This is a genomic window from Thioclava sp. FR2, assembly GCF_051200875.1.
Taxonomy (GTDB): domain Bacteria; phylum Pseudomonadota; class Alphaproteobacteria; order Rhodobacterales; family Rhodobacteraceae; genus Pseudotabrizicola.
Window position 1 is genome coordinate 3,827,938 of the sequence record NZ_CP195191.1, and the last position, 23,445, is coordinate 3,851,382.

Annotated in this window: 25 protein-coding genes, 1 tRNA gene and 3 pseudogenes; 18 read left to right on the top strand and 11 right to left on the bottom strand. The window is 60.0% G+C overall.

Annotation, left to right across the window (positions count from 1 at the left end):
• The first annotated feature begins 26 nt into the window (after positions 1-26).
• Genes ACSBLW_RS18545 through ACSBLW_RS18555 form a run of 3 tightly spaced genes read left to right on the top strand, consistent with a single transcriptional unit; the run spans position 27 to position 3,716 of the window.
• Positions 27-290, top strand: a complete 264-nt coding sequence (locus tag ACSBLW_RS18545) for a sarcosine oxidase subunit delta (RefSeq protein ID WP_435258079.1) — start codon at positions 27-29, stop codon at positions 288-290.
• A complete protein-coding gene (locus tag ACSBLW_RS18550) occupies positions 287-3,187 on the top strand; it encodes a sarcosine oxidase subunit alpha family protein (RefSeq protein WP_435258080.1) in 2,901 nt (966 codons plus the stop codon). Before ACSBLW_RS18545 ends, ACSBLW_RS18550 begins: the two co-directional genes overlap by 4 nt.
• Entirely contained in the window at positions 3,180-3,716 is a 537-nt protein-coding gene (locus ACSBLW_RS18555; protein WP_435258081.1) for a sarcosine oxidase subunit gamma, read from the top strand. The genes ACSBLW_RS18550 and ACSBLW_RS18555 overlap by 8 nt, the downstream gene beginning before the upstream one ends.
• 86 nt (positions 3,717-3,802) lie before the next feature.
• On the opposite strand, the gene ACSBLW_RS18560 is transcribed toward ACSBLW_RS18555, so the two are convergent.
• The 3 genes from ACSBLW_RS18560 to ACSBLW_RS18570 all read right to left on the bottom strand — a co-directional run bounded on the left by ACSBLW_RS18560 (position 3,803) and on the right by ACSBLW_RS18570 (position 6,596).
• Positions 3,803-4,231 carry a VOC family protein gene (locus ACSBLW_RS18560; RefSeq protein WP_435258082.1) on the bottom strand — a complete coding sequence of 143 codons (429 nt, stop codon included), beginning with the start codon at positions 4,229-4,231 and terminating at the stop codon, positions 3,803-3,805.
• Between the two features lie 95 nt (positions 4,232-4,326).
• Entirely contained in the window at positions 4,327-5,679 is a 1,353-nt protein-coding gene (locus ACSBLW_RS18565; RefSeq protein ID WP_435258083.1) for a hypothetical protein, read from the bottom strand.
• A complete protein-coding gene (locus ACSBLW_RS18570) occupies positions 5,676-6,596 on the bottom strand; it encodes a hypothetical protein (RefSeq protein ID WP_435258084.1) in 921 nt (306 codons plus the stop codon). Before ACSBLW_RS18570 ends, ACSBLW_RS18565 begins: the two co-directional genes overlap by 4 nt.
• Before the next feature lie 199 nt (positions 6,597-6,795).
• On the opposite strand from ACSBLW_RS18570, the gene thyX reads away from it, so the two are divergent.
• Together thyX and ACSBLW_RS18580 are read left to right on the top strand one after the other, a co-directional pair.
• A complete protein-coding gene (gene thyX / locus ACSBLW_RS18575; RefSeq protein ID WP_435258085.1) occupies positions 6,796-7,701 on the top strand; it encodes an FAD-dependent thymidylate synthase in 906 nt (301 codons plus the stop codon).
• A gap of 23 nt (positions 7,702-7,724) precedes the next feature.
• Positions 7,725-8,465 (top strand): hypothetical protein, encoded by a 741-nt coding sequence (locus ACSBLW_RS18580; protein WP_435258086.1) that lies wholly within the window; start codon positions 7,725-7,727, stop codon positions 8,463-8,465.
• A gap of 443 nt (positions 8,466-8,908) precedes the next feature.
• Here the strand turns inward: ACSBLW_RS18580 and ACSBLW_RS18585 are convergent, their stop codons facing one another.
• The gene (locus tag ACSBLW_RS18585; RefSeq protein WP_435258087.1) at positions 8,909-9,277 is read right to left on the bottom strand and encodes a thiol-disulfide oxidoreductase DCC family protein; all 369 of its coding nucleotides are present in this window, start codon (positions 9,275-9,277) and stop codon (positions 8,909-8,911) included.
• Between the two features lie 271 nt (positions 9,278-9,548).
• On the opposite strand from ACSBLW_RS18585, the gene infA reads away from it, so the two are divergent.
• The 11 genes and pseudogenes from infA to ACSBLW_RS18640 all read left to right on the top strand — a co-directional run.
• Positions 9,549-9,767, top strand: a complete 219-nt coding sequence (gene infA / locus ACSBLW_RS18590; RefSeq protein WP_045389309.1) for a translation initiation factor IF-1 — start codon at positions 9,549-9,551, stop codon at positions 9,765-9,767.
• Complete coding sequence (locus tag ACSBLW_RS18595; RefSeq protein WP_435258088.1) at positions 9,764-10,339, top strand: Maf family protein; 576 nt, start codon at positions 9,764-9,766, stop codon at positions 10,337-10,339. The genes infA and ACSBLW_RS18595 overlap by 4 nt, the downstream gene beginning before the upstream one ends.
• The gene (locus ACSBLW_RS18600; protein ID WP_435258089.1) at positions 10,336-11,388 is read left to right on the top strand and encodes a ribonuclease E/G; all 1,053 of its coding nucleotides are present in this window, start codon (positions 10,336-10,338) and stop codon (positions 11,386-11,388) included. Before ACSBLW_RS18595 ends, ACSBLW_RS18600 begins: the two co-directional genes overlap by 4 nt.
• Positions 11,385-11,564 carry a DNA gyrase inhibitor YacG gene (locus ACSBLW_RS18605; RefSeq protein ID WP_435258090.1) on the top strand — a complete coding sequence of 60 codons (180 nt, stop codon included), beginning with the start codon at positions 11,385-11,387 and terminating at the stop codon, positions 11,562-11,564. Before ACSBLW_RS18600 ends, ACSBLW_RS18605 begins: the two co-directional genes overlap by 4 nt.
• Positions 11,565-11,690: 126 nt before the next feature.
• Positions 11,691-11,766: transfer RNA gene (locus ACSBLW_RS18610), tRNA-Phe, on the top strand.
• Positions 11,767-11,932: 166 nt separating this feature from the next.
• Positions 11,933-13,123 carry a tyrosine-type recombinase/integrase gene (locus ACSBLW_RS18615; RefSeq protein ID WP_435258091.1) on the top strand — a complete coding sequence of 397 codons (1,191 nt, stop codon included), beginning with the start codon at positions 11,933-11,935 and terminating at the stop codon, positions 13,121-13,123.
• A 24-nt stretch (positions 13,124-13,147) separates the two neighbouring features.
• Complete coding sequence (locus ACSBLW_RS18620) at positions 13,148-14,092, top strand: hypothetical protein (protein WP_435258092.1); 945 nt, start codon at positions 13,148-13,150, stop codon at positions 14,090-14,092.
• Between the two features lie 150 nt (positions 14,093-14,242).
• A complete protein-coding gene (locus ACSBLW_RS18625; protein ID WP_435258093.1) occupies positions 14,243-14,449 on the top strand; it encodes a helix-turn-helix transcriptional regulator in 207 nt (68 codons plus the stop codon).
• Complete coding sequence (locus ACSBLW_RS18630) at positions 14,442-14,867, top strand: helix-turn-helix domain-containing protein (protein WP_435258094.1); 426 nt, start codon at positions 14,442-14,444, stop codon at positions 14,865-14,867. The genes ACSBLW_RS18625 and ACSBLW_RS18630 overlap by 8 nt, the downstream gene beginning before the upstream one ends.
• A gap of 48 nt (positions 14,868-14,915) precedes the next feature.
• Positions 14,916-15,938, top strand: coding sequence for a site-specific integrase (locus ACSBLW_RS18635; protein WP_435258095.1), 1,023 nt, complete (start codon positions 14,916-14,918; stop codon positions 15,936-15,938).
• Positions 15,939-16,019, top strand: a pseudogene (locus tag ACSBLW_RS18640) (integrase core domain-containing protein); the annotation flags it as partial.
• A 266-nt stretch (positions 16,020-16,285) separates the two neighbouring features.
• Here ACSBLW_RS18640 and ACSBLW_RS18645 read toward each other — a convergent pair.
• Positions 16,286-16,414, bottom strand: a complete 129-nt coding sequence (locus ACSBLW_RS18645) for a hypothetical protein (protein WP_435258096.1) — start codon at positions 16,412-16,414, stop codon at positions 16,286-16,288.
• Entirely contained in the window at positions 16,399-16,599 is a 201-nt protein-coding gene (locus tag ACSBLW_RS18650) for a transposase (RefSeq protein WP_435260158.1), read from the bottom strand. Before ACSBLW_RS18650 ends, ACSBLW_RS18645 begins: the two co-directional genes overlap by 16 nt.
• Here ACSBLW_RS18650 and ACSBLW_RS18655 point away from each other — a divergent pair.
• Positions 16,575-16,847, top strand: a pseudogene (locus ACSBLW_RS18655) (DUF3489 domain-containing protein); the annotation flags it as partial. The gene ACSBLW_RS18650 and the pseudogene ACSBLW_RS18655 overlap by 25 nt on opposite strands.
• Positions 16,848-16,889: 42 nt before the next feature.
• Here the strand turns inward: ACSBLW_RS18655 and ACSBLW_RS18660 are convergent.
• Positions 16,890-17,977 (bottom strand): IS3 family transposase gene (locus tag ACSBLW_RS18660; protein ID WP_435260159.1). Its coding sequence is split into 2 segments (ribosomal slippage): positions 16,890-17,716 and positions 17,716-17,977, totalling 1,089 coding nucleotides; the frame shifts between segments, so codons are not numbered across the junction.
• Positions 17,978-18,119: 142 nt separating this feature from the next.
• On the opposite strand from ACSBLW_RS18660, the pseudogene ACSBLW_RS18665 reads away from it, so the two are divergent.
• A pseudogene (locus ACSBLW_RS18665) lies at positions 18,120-18,461 on the top strand (DDE-type integrase/transposase/recombinase); the annotation flags it as partial.
• 747 nt (positions 18,462-19,208) lie between these two features.
• Here the strand turns inward: ACSBLW_RS18665 and ACSBLW_RS18670 are convergent.
• The 4 genes from ACSBLW_RS18670 to ACSBLW_RS18685 all read right to left on the bottom strand — a co-directional run bounded on the left by ACSBLW_RS18670 (position 19,209) and on the right by ACSBLW_RS18685 (position 23,309).
• Positions 19,209-20,498, bottom strand: a complete 1,290-nt coding sequence (locus ACSBLW_RS18670; protein ID WP_435258097.1) for a TRAP transporter large permease — start codon at positions 20,496-20,498, stop codon at positions 19,209-19,211.
• Positions 20,495-20,950, bottom strand: a complete 456-nt coding sequence (locus ACSBLW_RS18675) for a TRAP transporter small permease (RefSeq protein WP_435258098.1) — start codon at positions 20,948-20,950, stop codon at positions 20,495-20,497. Before ACSBLW_RS18675 ends, ACSBLW_RS18670 begins: the two co-directional genes overlap by 4 nt.
• A gap of 107 nt (positions 20,951-21,057) precedes the next feature.
• Positions 21,058-22,092, bottom strand: coding sequence for a TRAP transporter substrate-binding protein (locus tag ACSBLW_RS18680; RefSeq protein ID WP_435258099.1), 1,035 nt, complete (start codon positions 22,090-22,092; stop codon positions 21,058-21,060).
• 29 nt (positions 22,093-22,121) lie between these two features.
• Positions 22,122-23,309 (bottom strand): amidohydrolase, encoded by a 1,188-nt coding sequence (locus ACSBLW_RS18685; protein ID WP_435258100.1) that lies wholly within the window; start codon positions 23,307-23,309, stop codon positions 22,122-22,124.
• Positions 23,310-23,445 lie beyond the last annotated feature (136 nt).

The window sequence follows — 23,445 nt, forward strand, 5'->3', positions numbered from 1 at the left end:
ACTCTGACCCGGAAAGAGAGCCTCAGATGCGTTTGACCTGTCCCCATTGCGGCCCGCGCGACCGGCGCGAATTCTATTATTACGGCGCGGCTGATTATCTGAACCGGCCCGCATCCGATGCCCCGGCCCATGCCTGGGACGACTATCTGCACAATCGCGACAACCCCGCCGGGGTAACCCAGGACTTGTGGTATCACGAACAAGGTTGCACGACTTGGCTCAAGGTCACCCGCAACACTGTCACCCATGAAATCCTGAAGGTGGAAGCGGTGTCTGGGGGTGAGAAATGAGGATCGATGGAAAGGGCAGCATCGACCGCACCCGGCCGCTCAGCTTTACCTTCGATGGCCGCCAATACGCGGCCTATAAGGGCGACACCCTCGCCTCGGCGCTTCTTGCCAATGATGTCCGCCTTGTCGGGCGCAGCTTCAAGTATCATCGCCCGCGCGGGGTACTGACCGCCGGATCGGAGGAGCCGAACGCGCTGGTCGAGGTGGTCGGCCCCGCAAATGTCACCCCCAACACCCGCGCGACGGTGCAAGAGGTGTTCGAGGGGCTTGAGGCGCGCAGCCAGAACCGCTGGCCTTCGCTGAGCTGGGATGTGATGGAGGTGAACGATCTCGCCTCGCCCTTTCTCTCGGCGGGCTTTTATTACAAGACCTTCATGTGGCCGCGCCGGTTTTGGGAAGGGCTTTATGAGCCGCTGATCCGTCGTGCCGCCGGTCTGGGCCGCCTGTCGGGCAAGCATGATGAAGGCACCTATGAAAAGGCTTGGGCCTATTGCGATCTTCTGGTGATCGGCGCTGGTCCAACGGGCCTTGCCGCGGCCCTTGCCGCTGGCCGCGCCGGTGCCAAAGTGATCCTCGCCGACGAGGGCAGCGAAATGGGCGGGCGTCTCCTTTCCGATGCCAGCCTTGGCGATTGGCGTGTCGCGACGCTGGCTGAGCTGGAGAGCCTGCCGAACGTTCGACTGATGACGCGCACCACCGTCACCGGGGCTTATGACGATGGCACCTTTGGTGCGCTGGAACGTGTCGGGCTGCACCGCCGTCCGCGCCCGAACCTGCCGCGTGAATGTTTCTGGCGCATCGTTGCCCACCGCTCCATCCTTGCGGCTGGCGCGCTGGAGCGCCCCATCGCCTTTGCCGGAAATGACCGCCCCGGCATCATGATGGCCTCGGCGCTTTCGACCTATCTCAACCGTTATGGTGTTGTTCCCGGTCGTTCGGTGACCTTTTTTGCTAATAATGACAGCGCCCGCATGGCCGCCCGCGCCCTGATCGCGGCGGGTGTGCCGGTTACGGCCATTCTGGACAGCCGCGCTGATGCGCCCGACGAGCCCGGAACCATGGTCCACAAGGGGGCCGTGGTCACAGGCACCCGCGGCCGCCTTGGCCTGCGTCAGATCACCATGCTGAAAAACGGGCAAGAGACCACGATCGAGACCGATTGCTTGGGCATGTCTGGCGGCTGGAACCCTTCTGTCCATCTGACCTGTCACATGAACGGCCGTCCCCGCTGGTCCGAGGATCTGGCCGCTTTCGTTCCGTCCGAGGGCGCGGTTCCCGGCCTTCTTGCGGCAGGAGCGGCCAATGGCACTTTCTCCACCCACGGCTGCCTCTCGGCTGGTCTCGCTGCCGCGCAAGACAGCCTTCAGGCGCTGGGCTTGAAGGCGGCGGATGTCGCTTTGCCCGAGGCAGAGGACCGCCCCTATGGCATTGACCCGCTTTGGGCCGTGCCGGGCAAAAAGCGCGCTTGGCTTGATTTCGCCAATGACGTGACGGTCAAGGATGTGGCGCTTTCGGCGCAAGAAGGCTTCCGCTCGGTCGAGCATATGAAGCGCTACACGACTCAAGGCATGGCGCCCGATCAGGGCAAGAATTCGAACGTCGCGGCGCTTGCCGTTCTGGCCGACGCCACCGGCCGCGGCATCCGCGAAACCGGCACCACCACCTTCCGCCCGCCTTACACGCCCGTCTCCATCGCGGCGATGGGGGCAGGGGGCCGGGCCGAGGGCTTTGCCCCGCAGCGCTTCCTCACCTCGGACCAGGCCAGCCGCGACCGCGGTGCGCCGATGATCGAGGCCGGGCTCTGGTATCGTCCCAGCTATTTCCCGAAACCGGGCGAAACCACTTGGCGCCAGTCTTGTGATCGCGAAGTCCAGATGGTGCGCTTTGCCGTCGGGGTGGCCGATGTCTCGACCCTCGGCAAGATCGACATTCAGGGAAAGGATGCCGGGCGCTTCCTCGACCTCGTTTATACCAACACCTTCTCGACCCTGTCGGTGGGCAAAGTGCGCTACGGCCTGATGCTGCGCGAAGATGGCCATGTGCTGGATGACGGCACCACGGCCCGTCTGGCGGAAAATCATTGGCTGATGACCACCACCACCGCCGCGGCGGGTCTTGTGATGCGCCACCTCGACTTCGTCCATCAGGCATTCTGCGCCAATTGGGACGTCCGCTTTATCTCGGTCACCGAAGCCTGGGCGCAATTCGCCGTTGCCGGACCCAAAGCCCGTGACCTGCTCTCCAGTGCCTTGGGCCGTGACGCGGGGCTGCCCTTCATGGGCGTGACCGACATCACGATCCAGGGCGTTCAAGGGCGTCTCTTCCGCATCTCCTTCTCGGGTGAGGAAGGCTATGAAATCGCCGTCCCCACCCGCTATGGCGAGGCGCTGTTCCGCGACCTGACGGCGCGGGCCGAAACCATGGGCGGCGGCCTTTACGGGATGGAGGCGCTGAACGTCCTGCGCATCGAAAAGGGCTTTATCACGCATGCCGAAATTCATGGCCGCACCACGGCCTTCGACATCGGCATGGCCAAAATGGTCAGCGCGAAGAAAGACTGCATCGGCAAGGCCGCGGCCGCCCGTCCGGGCATGGTGGGCGACCACCGCCAACAGCTTGTCGGACTGAAACCGCTCAGCGACAGCCCGCTTACCGCTGGCGCCCACCTCTTCGCGCAAAACGCCGACCTCACCCGCGAAAACTCGGCCGGCTACGTCACCTCGGTCTGCTATTCGCCCACACTTGCCAGCCATCTGGCGCTGGGCTTTTTGCAAAACGGCCGCGCCCGCCACGGCGAAACCATCCGCCTCGTCGACCGCCTGCGCGACATAGACGTGCTCTGCCTTGTCTGCGACCCCATCTTCCACGATCCGCAGGGGGAAAAGCTCCGTGCCTGACTTGATCGCCAAACCCGCCCTCGGCCATGTGCCGATCACCCGAGCAGAGACCACGCTGGCCGAGGCCGACTGGACCCCGATCTTCTCGATCTCCCCCTTTCCGGGGCAAGAGAAAAAGGTCTCCACGGCGTTAAAGCCCTTGGGTCTCAGCTTTCCAAAACCGAACAGCTGGGCCGAAAAGGGTGCGGCCCGCATCGTCTGGACAGGCCGCGATCAGGCCTTCCTTTTTGGTGCATCCCCGCCAGCAGACCTGCCAGCAGCCGTGACCGACCAGTCGGATGCCTGGGTCAGCCTCACGCTTTCAGGCCCACAGGCCCGCACCACACTGTCCCGTCTCGTCTCGCTGGATCTGTCAGAAGCCAAATCCGGTCAGGCTGCGCGCACAGCGCTCAACCACCTGCCGCTCATTCTCATCACCGAAGGGCCAGACAGCTTTCGCCTGCTGACCTTCCGTTCGATGGCCCGCACCGCTTGGCATGAACTGGACGATGCCCTGACAAAGATCGATGCGCGCCTCAGCCTGATCTGAAACGCGCCCTTTATCTTGGTCGAAATATCCTCGGGGGGTGAATGGGCCGCAGGCCCAAAGGGGGGCAGACAGCCCCCCTGCCTTTGTTACCAATGACCCACATTGCCCATACTGGTCCACGGCTCTGCCGGTGCCAAAGCGCCACCCTTCTGCAAAAGCTCGATCGAGACATTGTCCGGGCTGCGCACAAAGGCCATCCGGCCATCCCGCGGCGGGCGGTTGATCACGACGCCATTCTTTTGCAGATGCGCGCAGGTGGCATAAATATCATCCACCTCATAGGCCAAATGGCCGAAATGGCGGCTGTCTGATGGCAGCCCGTCATCACCATCCCAGTTATAGGTCAGTTCAACCGGGCATTCCGGCTGGCCGGGCGGGGCCATGAACACCAGCGTAAAACGTCCGCCTTCATTCTCGTAGCGCCGGGTCTCTTCCAGCCCCAGCAGCCGATAGAAGGCCAAGCTCTTTTCCAGATCCAGAACCCGGACCATGGTGTGAAGATATTTGATGCCCATTGCGCATTGCTCCTTGATCTTCCGAAAGGGGTAGTCAGGGCGCATCTTAGGGCGTGAAACGGGAAAGGCGAGGGGCCAATGGCCGAAAACAGGGCTTAGAACGAGGATTGAATCCGCAAGCCGACGCCCAGAGTCTCGCTTTCATAACGGCTGATATTTGATCGAGTCCGGCTCGCTTCGATGGACAGCACCGGTTCAAACCCAAAAGCGCCCAGCTTGGGAAGGGCGATTTCCAGTGACGAGGCAACCGTCACGTCCTGCCGTCCCGTGTCGTTGAAGATGCCGTTGAAAAAGACCGGATAATCGCGCCCGATGACGGTCAGGCTGCCCGAAAGCTTGGCCCCGGCGACAGGTTTGCCAAGCGCATAGCGCAGGCTTGCCCCAAGGCGGCGATTTTCCTGATTGGCGTCATCCGAAACTGTCGTGCCGCCATCCAGACGCAGCGCGACGGTGTCTCCCGATTGCAGGCGCTGCTCAAGTCCCAGATCCAACGCATAGACGGTGGCATGGGGGCGAGCGATTTCCAGCCATTGACGTTCGACGGCAAAGCCAATGCGGCTGCGGGTTCTTTCGCCATGGCCTGTGGTCAAGGCCGCATCGAAACGGGCGCGGTCGGAATAGGCTTCGCCTGCCAGATAGTTCCGCCCCAAGGTCACACCCATCCGCATCGCCTGCTTGGGTGACAGCATCATGGTGCGGTAAAGGGTTGCATCAATTGCGGAATTCGAGAAATCAGACCCGCTTGCCGTCGGCGCCAGTGCCTTGGCCTCGTCCGACAAAATCACCCCCCGGTGATAAAGCCTCAGGCCAATTTCGGTGGGTTCCGCCGCAGTTCCGGCAAGGCGATAGCGCAGATGCACATTGGCTGCGGCTTCAACGCCAGACAACGCCCGGGTGCTTCCGTCGAAATAGAACCATGTTGGCTGGCCGTCGATGATCAGCATAGTGTCGCGCGCGCCCTGGTTCACGTTGTCCGAGGGTTTGACCGACAGGTCGACATCCACGCGTAGCCGGGCTTTGCCGCGCAAAACTGAAAAGTCGCGGATGACCATGGCACGGGTGGTGTCCGTGGGGGCAACCTGAATGGCGCGGCGCAGCCAGTATTTGGCAACGCCGTTCTCTCCGGCATCCACCGAGGCGCGTGCGGCCAGACGGGCCGCTGTAAATTTTCCCAAATCATCCGACGCGGCACGAAACGACTGGGCGGCCACGATCCGGGCTGCTTTCGGTTCTTTCGTGGCCAACCCGACCGCCGCAAGAACCGCCAGCGCCTTGGCGTCTTTCGGGTTTTCCTCCAAGGCCGCCAAAGCAAAGATGCGGGCCATTTCGATCTGGCCCGCGGTCAATGCCGCTTCTGCGGAAAGCGATAGCTGTGTGTCGGCCTTGGCGGCCTCTGGTTGCCCAAGGCACACCAGAATCGCCAAGGCGCAGATCAGTTTTCGGATCACGGCACAGACGGGCAGGGGACTGGATCACCGGGCGCACACCGATCCGCAACAAAGACACCGCGTTCCAAGAGGCCGCCCCCGTGATCCATTTCAACGGCGCCGGCAACACCCGTGGCGCCATCGCCGCCAAATGCGCCGCCATAAGTTCCGATGGACTGCAGGTCGGGCTTGATCACATTACCCGTGAAGCTCCCGTCGTCAGCGATCGACGAGATTTCAAAGAACACGTTCTCTTCCACCGGTATGGTCGGGTTTTCCAGAACAACGCGATTGCGGATGCCGCCTTCGACCGACGAGTCGGTGAAGTCTGCGTTGATCATCACATCCCCGGAAACCCGGTAAGGAATGCCGGGTTGGAACGGATCGCCGGGATTGGTGCCCGAACCGGGGACGTTCGACCCGGTATTGACGATCCCAACATAGTTGCCGCGATAGGTCGCCAGACCACCGGCTGCAGGTGCCGAGAAATCTGTCGCCGAATAGGTCGAACCCCAGACGACCTGCGCAAACTGTCCGCTGCCCGTCACGCCAGCGGTCGTCGTGCCGTCAGCCGATGTCCCAGCCAAAGCCAGCGTATAGCGAACCGAACCGTTTTCCTGATAGCCGAAAGCCAGGAAGCCCGGACGGTCCCGTGCCGGATCGCGGGTAAAGGTCGCGGTAATGGGGCTTGCGTCCAACGGCACGATCACCGCCGTCAGCGTACCAGCCGCCGCGTTATAGGTGATGCTCTGCAAATTGCCGCGCAGCGCTTCGGGGATCTCGGTGGTCGTGCCACCACCACCGCCGCCGCCGCCGCCGCCACCACCGCCTCCGCCACCACCACCGGTGCCGCCACCGGTGCCGCCGCTCAGGGGATTGCCGCCGCATGCAGAGAGGGACAGGCCGACCAATAGGGCCGCGCAAAGACGCAAAGACATGATAACTTGCTCGGTTTGGTTATTCTTTCGGAAACAAAACTGCCTGCAACCCGGACTTCTGTCAACGAATCCAAGCCTATGTGCAAAGGATTGGTGCAGATGTGCCGCACACCCTTGCGGGCCTTTCCCAACCTCTCGTATCCTTTGCGCCGAAACACACCATATCTCGCCACCCGCACGGATTCGAAAGGCCCGCCCCATGCCGCTGACCCCTGACCAAAAAGCCGAAATCGAAGCCGCCCGCGCCACCCCGCGCCCCACCCTCCGCGCCGTCAGCGAAGGGATGGAGGCGCATCTCTACGTCGCGCACGAAGTCCTCGACCACGGCTTCATCCGCGTCATCGACTATATGGGCGACGATTCCGCCATCGTTCAGGCCGCCCGCGTCTCCTACGGCGCCGGCACCAAACACGTCCAAAACGATGAGGGCCTGATCCGCTACCTCATGCGCCACTGGCACTCCACCCCGTTCGAGATGTGCGAGATCAAGCTCCACGTCAAACTGCCCGTTTTCGTCGCCCGCCAGTGGATCCGCCACCGCACCGCCAACGTCAACGAATACTCCGCCCGCTACTCGATCCTCGATCGCGAATTCTACATCCCCCAGCCCGAACAACTGGCCGCCCAGTCCACCGTCAACAACCAGGGCCGGGGCGAGGTGCTGACCGGCGCCGAGGCCGCCCGCGTGCTGGAAATCCTCAAACGCGACGCCGCCCAATGCTATGACGATTACGAGGCGATGCTGAGCCAAGAGGGCCAGCAGGGCCTTGCCCGCGAACTCGCCCGCATGAACCTGCCCATGAACATCTACACCCAATGGTACTGGAAGACCGACCTCCACAACCTCTTCCACTTCCTGCGCCTGCGCGCAGACAGCCACGCCCAATACGAAATCCGCGTCTTTGCCGAGGCGATTGCGGCCACGGTCAAAGACTGGGTGCCGCTGGCCTATGCCGCGTTCGAGGACTACCGCATGGGTGGCGTCACACTCTCCTCAAAGGCGATTTCCGTCTTGAAACGGAGGCTTGCAGGTGAGACGGTGACGCAAGAGACCTCGGGCATGAGCAAGGGGGAATGGCGGGAGTTTGAAGGGGTGTGGGGGTGATATGCATATCCGTGGAGATTTGAATGTATTCAGGATTTAGTGAGCGAACTTTTGAATTTTGTTATAACTCAGAATTCTGTCGAGTAAATGCGGCTATACTGGCAACTCACCCAAGCATTCCATCGCAGAATGAAGAGAAAGACCTCGGATATGATGTTGAATTCAGGCTTCGCCAGTTGGGATCTGTAAGGTCACTCTTTCTACAACACAAGATCGTTCACTTTGCTGAGCAACGCGCAGGTCAGAATGCGCGCTTTTATAATGCACACGGTGGACCATATTACCGTTTTCCTGTAGATAGCGACCAGCATAACGTTTTGTATGCATTGGCGAATAATCGGGGGAATGCCTTTTACTGTGCGCCCACATTCAATCGAACCATCGACTTGCGTCAAGCATTTGAGACTAGCAGCATTTGCCGGCATTCCTTGTGGCTCAACCCCCTCGAAGTTGGACCAATCACCGACCACGAGAAGCATAATATTACGTTTTCGCCGAATGGAGGAAATCGGTTCCTGCATTCAGACATTCGCACCTTTAACAGTAATACCCGCGGTGACACCGGGAGAGAGTTCTTAAAGGAAATTGTAATTTCTGAGCAATATATTGATGAGTTGGCACATGATTTGTTGGAGCGTTCAAAGAAATCAAAACGGTATATTGATATCGATAGGGAAGTTAAATACAGAAGACCTGTGAGGATCGTTCAGCAAATTCTCGCAAAAGTTTATGATGTATCGTGGATAATCATTCCTGATCTGTGAGATTTAAAAATGCTTATCGCTCCTTTGCCCCGCCCCCACAACCTCTCTTGGAGATGGCTTAGTAAGAGCCAAACTTCGCGTAGATGTTTTTAGGGCTTGGTCCAACAGATCCTGACAAATCCTGCGGGATAGTTATTGATTCCGCTCCCCGTCAGATTTGCCTAAAGCAAATCTGACCGCGCCCGAACTTCCTCGGGCTTACGCGGCCCCACTGGGGCCACGGTCCCTCGTCACCACCGGGGCGGGCGCGACGATGGTCGCACCCTCAGGGCCCCGGCGGCTCGGTCGCGGTCAGCTTTGCACCCCATCGGCGGGGGACTGCATGGGGGGCGGCAAGGGAAGGGGTCTGTGGCATTGGCGGCCCGGCCCGCGCAGGTTTGCGCGGGCGTTCGGAACTAAAAACGCTCCACTGGAGCGTTTTTGCGGGCTGCGCCCGCCGTTCCTCACCCTTTCTTCCGCTCTCGCCTCTGGTGCATCCAATACAGCCCCGGTGCCAGCACATGGTCATAGACCGCGCCCGCCACATTGCGCAGGCCCCACAGGCCGGTCACCCGCGCCAGCCAGCGAAAGCCCGGCATTTCGGCCCACAGCGCGCGAAAGGCGGGCAGGCCGGACAGGATCACGCCGCCTTTGCGGACATGCAGCCGCCGTGCCGCCTGATCGCGGGGGATGCCCCAGCGTTCGGCCTCGTCCAGCGTGTCAAAGCGCAGGGGCAGGCCATCCCGCAGGGCGCGGGCGCGGTAGCTGTCGATCTCAAACCGGCAGATCGGGCAGTCGGCATTGTAAAGAATATGGGTCTGATCGTCCTGCATGGCGGGGAAATGGGGCAGGGCAGGGTCAGATCAAGACCGGGTATCAGGCCCCAAATCGGGGACATTTGTTAAATTTCGGTAAATCCCCGACGCCAAGCCCCTGATATCCTTGGGCTAAAAAAACGTCCCCGACGGGGACGCTTGACCCGCGTCTTTTGCGGCCCCGAGATAGACTTGCAAGAATCCGCTTGAAAACAAGCCGATTAAGGCGCATATGCCGCCCATCAAAGGCCTGCTACTCCAGCGGGCCTGTCCCTATTTCGGAGTCAACATGGCCAAGGAAGACATTCTCGAATTCCCCGGTGTCGTCAAGGAACTCCTGCCCAACGCGACATTCAAGGTCGAACTCGACAATGGCCATGAATTGATCGCAACCATGGCAGGCAAGATGCGCAAGAACCGCATCCGGGTTCTGGCCGGCGACAAGGTGCAGGTGGAAATGACCCCCTACGACCTGTCGAAGGGGCGCATCAACTATCGCTTCAAGTGAGACTGATCCTCGGATCGGGTAGCCCGCGCCGGAAGGAACTTCTGGCGGGGCTGGGCATCGTGCCGGATGCCATCCTTCCCCCCGACATCAACGAAGACCCGAAGCCCCGCGAATTGCCGCGCCCCTATTGCGCCCGGCTGGCGCGGGAAAAGGCGCTGGCAGTTGAGGCGGGGCCCGACGACATCGTCCTTTGCGCAGACACGACCGTGGCCCTTGGCCGCCGTATCCTTGGCAAACCCGCGGATGCTGGCGAGGCGGCGGCCTTTCTGACCCTGCTCGGCGGGCGTCGGCACGAGGTGATCACCTCGGTTGCCCTGCGCCGTGGCGGGCGCATCTGGGCGCGCGACTCGATCAGCGCGGTCAAGATGAAGCGGCTTTCGGATGATGAACTGAACGCCTATCTCGCTAGCAATGAATGGCAGGGCAAGGCTGGGGGCTATGGGATACAGGGTCTGGCCGGCGCGTTCATTCCGTGGATTTCTGGCAGCTATACCGGCATCATGGGCCTGCCCGTTGCCGAAACAGCCGCCCTTCTGACCGCGGCAGGCTGGCCGCTATGGAGACAAGCATGAAGGGCCGCGTGGTCATTCTGGATGAGATTGCCGAGCGTAAATGCGCGGCGCTGCTGGTAGACGGCCGGCTGGAAGAGTTGTCGATTGACCCTGCCGACGATGTGGCCCTTCCGGGTGCGATCTACCGCGCCGTTGCCGATCGCCCGATGAAAGGGCAGGGCGGGATTTTCGTGAAACTGCCTCTGGGACAGACGGGATTTCTTCGCCAGATCAGTGGTATTGCCCCCGGTCAGCGCCTTCTGGTGCAGGTGACGGGCCCCGCCGAGGCCGGCAAAGCCCTTCCCGTGACCACACGCCTTTTGTTCAAATCCCGCTTTGCCATTGTCACGCCCGACGCACCGGGCCTGAACATCAGCCGCAAGATCAAGGATGAGGAAGATCGCGCGGCGCTCTCCGCTCTGGCGACCGAAGGAATGGCCGGCGCCGATGAGCGGCTCGGATTGATCCTGCGGTCCGCTTGCGCAGAGGCGGAAGAAGACGCCGTTGCCGAAGACATCGCCGCCATGCGTGGTCTGGCCGAGGCGGTTTTGAACGATCTGACAGGCGAGCCGGAACTTCTCGTCGAAGGTGCCGTTGCCCATGAGATTGCGTTCCGGGACTGGCTGGATCCGGTGCCAGACGAGGTCGTGACCGAGTCGGGAAGTTTCGCGCATCATGGGGTCGATGATCTTGTAGCAGCCTTGCTTGACGCGAAAGTCGTTCTGCCCGGCGGCGGCAACATGATGATAGAGACCACGCGAGCCTTGGTTGCCGTCGATGTAAACACTGGTGCCGATACGTCGCCCGCTGCATCGCTGAAACTGAATATCGCCGCAGCCCGTGACCTGCCGCGGCAGTTGCGGTTGCGCGGTCTGGGTGGGCAGATCGTGATTGATTTTGCGCCGATTTCGAAAAAAGACCGCGCGATCTTGGATCAGGTGATCAAGGCTGCCTTTAAGGCTGAAGGTGAGGCGCATCTCGCTGGCTGGACGTCCCTTGGTCTTTACGAGTTGACGCGACGCCGCGATCGGCTGCCGCTTTCTGCATTGGCTACTGGTTTGTTCGAATGACCTGCCCGATCTGCAGCAAGGAAACGGATGCCAAGTACCGGCCGTTTTGTTCGCGCCGCTGCGCAGACATTGATCTGGGGCGTTGGTTGAATGAAAGCTATGTGATTCCCGCCGAAGACCGCGAGGATGAGCGTCCGTCCGCGCCCGAAACCCCTGATCCCGACACGTTAAACTAGGTCAGAAAAAGCAGAGTGTCTGGCTTTGTCACGCCTTGACAAAAAATCATCAAAAAGGCTCTGGACAGCCCCGCCTGCCTGACGTATCACCCGCCCACCCGAAGGGCAGCGCCCCTTCGATACGGTGCCCAGATAGCTCAGTTGGTAGAGCAGCGGATTGAAAATCCGCGTGTCGCTGGTTCGATTCCGGCTCTGGGCACCACTTCATTCTCCGAAACGATCCAGTGACAAGCAGAAAGTCCTTGTTTATAAGGGATTTGCGAAATGTCATTGTCCGAAGTGATCCAGTCGCATCCACCGGCATCCACCCCCATTGGGGGTATCGCTGGGGGTGTCGTGGATCCGGCGAAAGAGGCGATACCCCCGAGATGCCGCTCAGCGATACAGCCATCCGCAGCCTGAAGCCTCGCGAGAAACCCTACAAGGTCTCTGACTTTGATGGGCTCTTTGTCCTCGTAAAGGCAAACGGATCCCGACTTTGGCAGTTCAAGTACCGGATTGGCGGCAAGGAGAAGCTGCTCTCCATCGGGCCCTATCCGGTGGTCAGCTTGGCCGAAGCCCGCGCGCGACGCGATGCAGCGCGAGCCTTGGTTGCCAAGGGCATTGACCCGAGCGAAGCCAAGCAGGCCGAAAAACGCAAGCAGTTTGAAGCATCCGAGCTGACGTTCTCAGTACTCGCCCATGGGTATCTCGACAAGGTTCGCAAGGAGGGTCGGGCCGCAATGACGATGCGCAAACTCGAGTGGCTTGTCGGCATGGCCGAGGAAGATCTTGGGAAGCGCCCTATCACAGAAATCTCTGCGCCCGATGTGTTGCGGTGCTTGCGCAGGGTCGAAGCGCGCGGCACCTATGAGACTGCACGGCGTCTGCGATCCACGATTGGCACGGTATTTCGTTATGCGGTAGCGACAGGAGCTGCGTCGAATGATCCTACTTACGCACTTCGGGATGCTCTGATCCGACCAAACCCGGCCCCGCGAGCGGCAATTTTGGCGCCAGCAGAACTGGGCAAATTGATGGGTGCTATCTCGGGCTACAGTGGTCAGAGGGTGACCCGAATCGGGCTGCAGCTCTTGGCGCTTCTGGTGCCGCGCCCTGGTGAATTGCGGCAAGCGCGCTGGAGCGAAGTGGATCTGACGGCTGCCGTTTGGTCGATCCCAGCCGAACGAATGAAGATGCGAAGACCTCACCGAGTGCCACTTCCAGAGCGGGCGCTGACCTTGCTGACGGACTTGAAAGCGCTGACCGGGCATACCGAGTTTCTGCTCCCGTCACTTGTCTCCGTCAAACGTGTGATGAGCGAGAACACCTTGAACACTGCTCTGCGCAGGATGGGCTATGGTGCTGAGGAAATGACTGCGCATGGCTTCAGGGCAAGCTTCTCAACGCTCGCAAACGAAAGCGGGCTGTGGAACCCTGACGCGATCGAGCGGGCGTTGGCCCATGTCGAGACCAATGATGTTCGCCGTGCCTACGCGCGGGGCGAGCATTGGGAAGAACGTGTGCGGATGGCCGCTTGGTGGGCAGAGACACTCGAGGCGCTGGCCACAGCGGCATGACGGCAGTCGGAAAGCGAGGGATTGGTGGATAACGGAAGAGCGAGTGATCTTATCCGGCGGATCATTGATGGCGCACTTGGGGATTTGGCGCATTGGCAGAAACCAGTTTCTCGTCCGGGCATTGGCCCGGGATATCCCGAGGTATTTGACCGGTTCCAGCAGGAGATTTCCCAAATGCGCGCGGCGATGGAGAGTCGTCTTGCGCTCTGGTCAATAGATGAGCTGGGCAAAATTGTGCCTGAAAGTGAAGCGCCTCGCCTAAACCCACTATTCGATCATGGTGGAAGGCTTGGACACTTGGCGCTTGGTCTGCAAAGCCTCAAGAATCGCGTTCCACACGATTTTGCTGGTGGATGGTCAGTCGCAGGGAAGGAAGTGGATCTTCCCTACTGGAGTGCATTCAAGTCAGTTTCTCTTGACCACGCAGTCTTCCTGAGCCTCGGCCATGAACCTCGCAAGTCGAACTTTGACTCCATCTGCAAAGCTTACGGGCGCTCTGATGAGGAGGACGCGGTTCTGTATTTTCTGGAGGATCGGCGGGAATTGATCGCCAATGCCATGGGTTGTGATTCTGAGGACAGCAACGCGACGGTGGAGTTGAAAGCCTTTTTCGATTGGGTCGAAGAAACCCGACTGCCGATCGACCCTGCATTTTACGAGGCGCTGCGGGCGCGTTTCCGGCCAACCTCATTGGAGGCCGAGATCGAACCCGTCACTGATGCCCCTGTCGGTGATCCTGATAATAGACGGATTGATACGCGTGAACGCAATTCTTTGGCAAAGCTCATCACTGCGATGGCTATTGACGCTTACGGCTACGATCCTGGGGCGGCGCGCGGTCCTATCCCCAAGGAGTTAGAAGGCATTGCCGCGCAGTTAGGGCTTGAGATCACGGCCGATACAATCCGCAAGTTCCTGCGGGATGGCGCCCAGTACCTGCCAGAGGGCTGGAACAGGAATAGCGACTAATCCTTAAAGGAATAGCGGGAGGAGTGTTCTTTAAAAACAGTATCTTGTTTCTGTTCGTCTTGCCGCGCCGCTATTCCGCCTCATCCCGCAACGGACCGCTTAAGCTCACCTCATCCTGCAATGAACGCCCTTGCAATGAGGTGACCCAAGATGTCTTTTCAAGACTTTCCCAAGACCGGCCTTGTCCGGCTCTCTGCTGTCCTTGCCCCGAACGGTCCGATCCCCGTTTCGAAATCGACCTGGTGGGCCGGGGTGCGCACGGGGCGCTTTCCGCAGCCCCTGAAACTCGGCCCACGCACCACTGTTTGGCGGGCTGAAGATATTCGCGCCCTGTATCAGGAGAAGTGCGGTGCGTGAGAAGATCCGAATTAGGTCGATCAAGTCCGCCCGTGTAATGACTGTGACCGAGGCCGCGCGCGCTCTGCGGGTGTCGACCGGCACTGTCCGCGACTGGATCCGCAAAGGGCTGCCAGTTCTGGCTAACGAACGACCGACTGTTCTCCGGGGAACCGATCTCAAGACATGGCTGGCCGAGCGCAAACGTCGCCGCCACGTCGACCTCGCGCCGCACGAGTTCATGTGTCTCCGGTGTAAGGCCGCCCGCGTTCCTCTTGGTGGTCTGGTCGACAGTCGCGCCCAGAACGGCCGTACCCTCCGGCTAGAAGCCCTCTGCGCAGTCTGTGAATCTCGTATGTATCGCTTTGCGACGGAAGGGGCGCTGACGGAAATCCGACGTCTGTTCGATGTCAATCTTATCGAGCGGCGGATGCCCTGAAAGAGACATTCAACTCCCTCACAATCCCTGACTTTGGAAGGAACGCCGATGTCTAGAAAGATCAACGAGAAAAACGAACGCGTCAAGCGCCTCTACGCGCGCTGGAAGGCCGAGGCCCGCCGCGCGGATGAAAAGACGGTCGACAAGGCGCTGGACGCCGTCGATCGCTTCAGCCGCCATACGGATGCCAAGGACTTCCGAAATTTTTCGGTCGAACAGGCAATCAGTTTCAAACGGGCCCTGGATGAAACGCCGAGCGCGCGCACCGGTGCCCCGCTTGCCAAGGCAACGGTCGACGGCATTCTCCGCGCGGTGAAGGATTTCTTCGACTGGCTGGCCGACCAACCCGGCTACCGATCTCGGATCAAGCGGCGGGACCTGGAATACTTCAATCTCTCCGCCAAGGATGTACGCACTGCCCATGCGTCGCGTTTCAAGCGCGCTCCGACGTTGGAACAGTGCGGCCACGTCTTTCGCTTGATGCCGGAGGAGACCATGTTCGATCAGCGTGACAAGGCGATTTTCGCTACGCTCATGCTAACGGGTGCACGGGATGGAGCGCTTTCATCCTTTCGGCTCAGGAACGTTGACCTGATTGACGGCTGTATTCACCAGGATGCACGCAACTTGAAAACGAAGTTCGCGAAATCCTTCAGCACCTGGTTCTTCCCTGTCGATCCAATGTATCGCGTCCAACTTGCTGCCTGGATCAGTGTACTGCGCGACAAGTATTTGTTTGGGCCGAGCGATGCGCTGTTTCCAAAGCCCCAAATGGGTTTGATCGATGGCGCCTTTGCGGCGGTTGGCTTGACACGTTCGCCTTATGGGAATGCGGCGAAGGTACGCGAAGTGGTCAAGCGTGCCTTTGAGGCCGCCGACCTGCCCGCGGTCAATCCTCACAGTTTCCGTGACATGCTCGTGGCACATGGGAGCGAAGTTTGCAGTGGCCCCGCCGCATTCAAGGCATGGTCGATGAACCTAGGCCACGACAGCGTCGTGACGACGATCAGTGCATATTGCAACATTCCGGTTTCAAGCCAGCGAGACCTGATGAAACGCATGTGGGAGTAGATCGAGTGGCACTATATTGCGCCGTGCAGGCCCATGCAGAACGGCTTCGTCGAGAGCTTTAATGGTCGGCTGCGGGACGAATGCTTTCTGTAATCGGGACGTGGCTGTCAAGCTTGATCGGTCACTTCCTTGCTTCGTCTGGGGTCATGCTTCTGTCTGCGGTCGGCACGTTGGCGAGCCGCACAATGGTGGTCGAAGGTGAGGTGGACCATGCTAAACGGCGGGCTTGCGGATTTGCGCGCATTTGCAGCCCAGACACTCGTGCGGCCTTCGCCTCATCCCCGTCCCTGACGAGAGCCGGTAGTGACCGGGTTGCCTGATCGCGCCCCGGTCGGTGATGGGTCAGGTCATGCAGCCGCGCCCCAACGGAATGGTGTTTCGTCGCGCCACATTCGGTGCATGACCACCGCCAGCTTCCTCGCCACGGCGATCTTGGCCTTCTTCAGATTGCTGCGCTGTGCTATACGCACCCCCATGCTCGGATCGCCGTCCATTGCCGTGACCGGGTCAGCATCACGTGAGCGGCGGTGAAGAGCGCCGTTCGCGTGAAGGCGTCGCCCGAACGGGGAATGCGGCCGCGCATATCCGTCTCTCCCGACTGATACTGGCGGGGCGTCAGAGCCCACGTAGGCCCCGATGACCACCCCGTCCGACACCCAATCCCTGATCCTGTCCCGCGCCGCGACCCGGCCCGGCAATCTCGCCTTGCCGCTGCCCGAGGGGCTGGTCGGCGCCGCCGCCAAGATGGTGGTCAGCAAGATGATTGCCCGCGGCTGGCTCGAGGAAGTCGAGGCCAACCTGCGGCGCGGCGAGCCGATGTGGCGCGAGACTGGCGACAGCCACGGCACCACGCTCATCGCGACCGAGGCCGGGCTGGAGGCCATCGGGATCGAGCCGGTGGCGGCCAGCGCCGGTAATCCTCCCCGTTTTAACGGGGCGCGACCGTAGAACTCACGCGGCCATTTTCAGTTTCATGGCGGGTGTGACGCCGCCGATGCCCATGTTGGGGCGTTCGTTGTTGTAGGTCCATAGCCATTCGGTGGCGATCTGCTGCGCCTCCTCGATGGTTTCAAAGATGTAAAGGTCCAGCCATTCATGCCGGACCGTCCGGTTGTAGCGCTCGACGTAGGCGTTCTGCTGCGGCTTGCCGGGCTGGATGTAGGTCAGGGCGATGCCCTGCTTCTCGGCCCAGGTCATCAGCGTGGAACTGACATATTCGGGGCCGTTATCGACCCTGATCGCCAGGGGCTTGCCGCGCCACTCTATGATCTGGTTCAGAGACCTTACGACCCGTTCAGCGGGCAGCGAGAAATCAACCTCAATGCTCAGGCCTTCGCGGTTGAAATCGTCCAGCACATTCAGCAGCCGGAATTGCCGCCCATCCACCAGCCGGTCAGCCATGAAATCCATCGACCAGGCCAGGTTCGGTGCCTCCGGAACGGCCAGTTCCTCGGGCTTCTCGCGCTTCAGCCTGCGTCGTGGCTTGATCCGCAGGTTCAGCTCCAGCTCGCAGTAGATCCGGTGGACCCGCTTATGGTTCCAGACATGCCCTTTGACGTTCCGCAGGTGCAGGAAACACAGCCCGAAGCCCCACGTCTTGTGGACGCTGGTCAGCCCCACCAGCAGGTCGGCGATCAGCTCGTTCTCGTCGTCGCGCCTCGGGCTGTAGCGGAAACAGGTCTCGCTGACGCCGAACGCACGACAGGCCAGCGCTATGCTGACCCCCTTTGTCGCCACCGCCTTCTCGGCCAACTCCCGGCGCTGAGCTGGCCGCGTCACTTTTTTCCAAGAGCTTCTCGAAGCAGATCGGCCTGCATGCTGAGATCGGCGAACATGCGCTTCAGCCGCCGGTTCTCGTCCTCGAGGGCCTTCATCTGGCTCATCATGGAAGCATCCATGCCGCCATACTTGGCCCGCCACTTGTAGAACGTCGCGCTGCTGACCCCATGCTCACGGCACAGCTCGGGCACGGGCATCCCGCCCTCCGCCTGGCGCAGCACGCCCATGATCTGGGCTTCGGTGAAACGGCTCTTCTTCATCGGAATCTCCTCGTCCATCTTGCCGAGAAAATTCTACCTTCGCATCCCCTTAACCATGGGGAGGATTACCACCTGCCACAGGATTTTCCTCCAACTGCGACTAGAGTCCGCCCCAACGAGAGGACGGACGATAAGGAGGCACTGGGCCGTCAGCAACCAGATGAAACGCGATCTGGCGACCCGGACGCTGAACATGGCCATTGCCCTGCGATTACCGCCCAAGGGCCGCATCCTCCACAGGAATCGCGGCAGCCAATACTGTTCACACGGCTGCCAGAAAATCCTGCGTGACCATGCTTCAAAGCGTCAATTAGCGGGAAAGGGAATTGCTACGATAACAACGCAGTCGAAACCTTCTTCAAGACCATCAAAGCCGAGTGATCAGGCGCAGATCTTGGGAAACGCGCCGCCAAGCCGAGACTGCTATCTTTCAGTTCTCAACGGGTTCTACAATCCGCGTCGACGGCATTCAGCACTGGGCTGAAAAAACCCGGTCGCCTTCGAGCGGAATGCGGCTTAAACGAGCACCTGAGGCGGCACAAATACGCAATTGGTCCAGGGGCCTGCATACAATCTCCAGTCGCTCCTGCTCAATGGCGAGCGCGGTTTTTTTTGAAGCTGAGCCCCTCGTCATGGGCGAAGGCCCATTCAGCATCCGGCCGCGTGGCTAGTCGGCATCCGTCCCCCTTATCTTCGGCAGGACATGCCCGCCGATCTGCCCGGCGCAACGCAGCCTGGGCTGGGCTTGCGCCCCGACCACTTCACCACGCTTGACGGCGCAATCCTCAACGCGTCCGCCACTGCGCGCACGGTCTCGCCCGCATCAAGCCGCGCCATCGCGCACTCGCGAATGTCCATCGAAAGAGGTTTGGTCATACAGGCTGGCCTCCACGTTGAATCAGAAGTCCTGGCTTAAGGGATTCCCCCGTGATTAACTCAAGCGGTCATCCCACTCTGGTGATTGAGCTCAACAGTTTAGCAGCCGCCCCTCCGGGCGGCCTTAAGCGTTTCCAACCTCAGGTCAACAATAGGCCAACAAACGGACGAATTACAGGAGCGATTCCAGTGGGATAGTAGCCCTGTAGGACCCAGAACGCGTGAAAACCGATGAGGAGCGTGTTCAATCGCGACGCGGGCTGATCTGTAATTCAGCGAGAGCCTCAAGCGCAATCTCGTCCCGGTTCAAGCCCGGAGTGCCCCAAATTGGGGCAGTCCGGGGACCCATTCAATGTTAAGGCAGACTTCCAAGCCACAGGGTGATGACCGGGAAGGCAATCAGGATGCCAAGGCGGACAAGATCAACGGCAATGAAGGGTACAAGGCCCTTGAATATCCGCCCGATGGCGACATTGGGCAGAACAGCCTTCAAGACGAACACATTCATGCCGACAGGGGGAGTGATCAGTGCAATCTCGGTGACCACGATTACGATGATGCCGAACCAAACCAAGTCAAAGCCCTGAGCCACCACGATAGGTGCGAACAGCGGCACAAAGATTAGGATGATCGCCATCGAGTCCATGACGCAGCCTAGAACCAGAAACACGCACATGATGGCTAGGATCAGGGCTGTGCCTTCAAGACCTGTCGACTGGACCAACTCAAGCACACCACTGGCAAGTCCCGAGAGCGTGAGGAGTTTCGACAACATCAGCGCACCGAACAGAACCGTATAGAGCGATACAGATGTGTAGGCTGTGTCGATAATGATGCCTCGCAAGACGGACCAAGTCAGGCGTCCATGGGAGGCAGCAATCACGATCGCCAGGCCCGCACCAATGCCAGCAGCCTCGGTCGGCGTAAAAAGTTTGGCGTAAAGCCCGCCAATGATCAGGCCGAACAGCAGGAAGAACGGCCAGACACCAGCAAGCGTCTTGATCTTTTCAGGCCAAGGGGTGCGCTCGCCTTTTGGGGCGTGGCTGGGGTTCATTGCGGCCACAAAGCTGATCGCCGCCATGTAAAGGGCAAGGCCAAGAAGCCCGGGCACGACGCCAGCGACGAAGAGATCGCCGATGTTGGTTTGAGTCAGAATGCCATAGACCACCATGATGATCGAAGGCGGGATCAGGATCCCGAGGGTGCCGCCAGCGGCGATTGTTCCCGAGGCGAGTTCATCAGAATATTTGTATTTCCGCATGCTTGGGTAGGCGACCTTCGCCATCGTGGCGGCAGTGGCATAGCTGGAGCCGCAGACCGCCGAGAACCCCGAACAGGCCACCATCGTTGAAAGGGCAAGCCCGCCGCGTACGTTGCCGACAAAGGCATAAGCGGCCCGGAACAGGTCACTGGCGATGCCGGTCTTTGAGATCACATTGCCCATCAGAATGAACATCGGCACGACGGCCAGATCGTAGGAAAGAACCGCGTCGGAAATGGTCAGTGGCACAAGCTGGAAGGCAATGTTCCAGTTGATGGCAAAGCCAATGCCCGCCACCGAAATACCCATAAGGGAAAAAGCAAGCGGAACACGAAGGAAGGCAAGGATGATGGCCAGTGCCATCGCGATGGAACCGACGATCATAGGGCGTCCTCCTTGTGGGCATCGTTTGGATCAACCATCGGCCCGTAAAAGGCGATCAGGAGAGCGGCAAGTGCGGACAAGCCGCAGCTTACGGCCATAAACAGGTAAAGCGGCCCACGTGGGATGCGCAGCGCTTGGCTGACTTCGGAAATCCGGGTGGCGTTCAGACCGTGCTTGACGAAAAGCCACGCCACGACGCCCAACACAACGACCACCAAAACCGAGGACAAAACACGCCACCACGCCATCCAGGGCTTGCTGACCAGTTTGTCAAAGAGGTCGATCGACAGATGCGCCCCGGCGACAGTCACCAGTGGCAAACCGCAAAAGACGACAAGGGCCATCAAATGTTCGGTTATGTCGTTCGACCCATAAATCGGCTTGCCAAAGATGCGGCGCCCGACGACATCGGCGAAGGTCAAGGCGACCATTGCCAGCAAAAAGACGGCCATGCCCGTCTCGACACTTCGGCGTATTCTCCATGCCAAGGACAGCATGATCTCTCTCCTCCCCGAGATGACGGGGGCGCAGCGCGCCCCCGGATGTTGATCAGTGCTGATTATTCACCGGCCAAGGCGGCATAGGTTTCGCTGTAGAAACCCAGCATGCCTTCCGGATCTGCAACGCCTGCGGCTTTGGCGGCGACGATCCAGTCGGCAACCATTGAAGCATAGATCGCATCGACCGCTTCGATCATTTCTGGCGACGCTTCGACAAATTCGTGTCCAGCAGCCCTCATCTTGTCGATTGCAGGCTGGTCCTGATTGTCAAAGTTCTTGCCCCATGCGGCGGACAACTCTTCTCCGATGATGCCGTTGATTGCGGCCTTGTCGGCGTCGCTCAGCCCATCCCACTTCGCGCCGTTCATCGCCACGAAGAAGGTTGCGTCATAGAAACCGTTCGGGAAGACCGTGTGGTGCTTCAGGACGTCTTCCAGCCGGAAGTTCACGACCGATTCCATCGTGTGCAGAGAACCGTCGATCACGCCGCTTTCCAGCATTTCATAGGCCTTGGTGGCCGGGGCCGCGACAGGAACAGCGCCAAGCGAGGTCAGCAGCTTTTCCTGAATCGGGCCGCCCATACGGAATTTCTGGTTCGCAATGTCAGCAGGCAAGGTGATGTCCTTAGACCCGTGGTGAAGTTGGCCACCGCCGAACATGCCAACCGACAGCAGCTTGACGCCGTCAAATGCAGCATTACCGGCAAGGAACTTTTCGTAGGTCCGCCACAGGGCGCGGCTTTGCGCTTCGGCATTGCTCCCCGCATTCGGGAACTCGGCGAACCACATCGACACGAAACGCTCGGGTTCATAGGTGAAGTTGCCCCAGGTGATATCGGCCACACCGGTGCGGGCCAGTTCCCAATGCTGGGGCGGGCTGGCAAGCGGGGCGGGAAGGATCGTGACCGTCACGCGGCCCTCGGTCACTTCGGCGATCTTTTCGGTCAGCGGAACCAGAAAGTCGGTATGAATAAAGTGGGTCGGCGGCACCCAGGACGACATGGTCAGAGTTTCTGCCTGCGCTGTGAGAGACGAGGCAAACAGGGCCGTTGCAGCAACGGCGCCTTTCAGGGCTTTGGTGGTAAGGGTGATCATCTGGTTCCTCCCTGGGATGATGCTGGGTGTCAGTGGATGGGGTTGTGACAGAGCGCGCGGCTCGTCCTCGTTTTGGCGAGTTCTGTGAAGATCGCCGCTCCGATTGGGATGATGTCTGGGTCAAAGACATATTCGGGGTGGTGGGGCATCTGGCCGTTTTGGCCGATGAAGAAATAGGCCCCCGGAACGCGGGCGCTGAGTTCCGAGAAGTCCTCGGACGCCATCAGGCTGCGGGCATTGCTAAGAATGTTTTCGTCGCCAACGACGCGGGTTGCCGCATCGTGAACAGCAGCGACGCATTCCACAGTGTTCAAAGTGACGGGCGCAACCTTGGCGACCTCACATGTGATCTCGACCCCGAAAAGCGTCTCAGTGGCTCTTGCAGCGTTCAAGAGCATGTCAGCCAATCTGTCCCGGACAATTGCCGAAGTCGTGCGCATCGTGCCCTGAAGTCTGACTTCATCGGGCAACACATTGCGCACAGTGCCGCCTTGAAAGACGCCAAAGGAAATCACGCCAGCATCCCGCGCATCGATTAGCCGGGTGGCGGCTTGTTGGGCCGAGGTCACAAAATGTGCGGCGGCGGCAATGGCATCGGTGCCTGTATGCGGCATGGATCCATGGGCACCTTTGGCGCGAACTGTCACGTCGATGTCGTCGGCCGAGGCCAAAGCTGCGACAGCAGGAATGCCCACTTTGCCGGCTGGAAGTCCGGGCAGGTTATGCAGCGCGTAAATCTCGTCGCAGGGAAAGCGTTCGAACAATCCATCGGCCAGCATGGCGCGTGCGCCTGTCAGCAACTCTTCGGCGGGCTGAAAGATAAAGCGGATCGTGCCATCAAAGTCGCGGTGCGCGGCAAGATAGGCCGCTGCCGTCAAGGCCGTGACGGTGTGACCATCATGCCCGCATCCGTGGAATTTACCCGGCATAGTCGAGGCATAACCAACGCCGGTCTTTTCTGTCATAGGCAAGGCATCAAGCTCTGCCCGAAATGCTATGGTACGGCCACCGGGTTGCTTAGTGGCCTTACCATGCAGCGTCGCGACAATGCCTGTTCCGCCAATGCCGGTGACGACATCGTAGCCGTACTGCTGCAAGATGCTGGCCACAAAAGCGGCCGTTCTCACCTCTTCAAAACCCACCTCGGGAAACTGGTGCAGCTGTTCCAGCCATCCTTCAGAGGTCTTGCGGTTTTCTTGATACCAAGCAGAGAACATGCGAGCCACTTCTGTTTCAGCATAAGAATGTTGGCGATTGAGACTTGTTTAATACTCGACTCCTCTGATAAACCTAACTGGCGAGAAAATCAGGGTATGGTGCGATACCTTTTGGGTTCAGTCTGGGAGGGCTTAG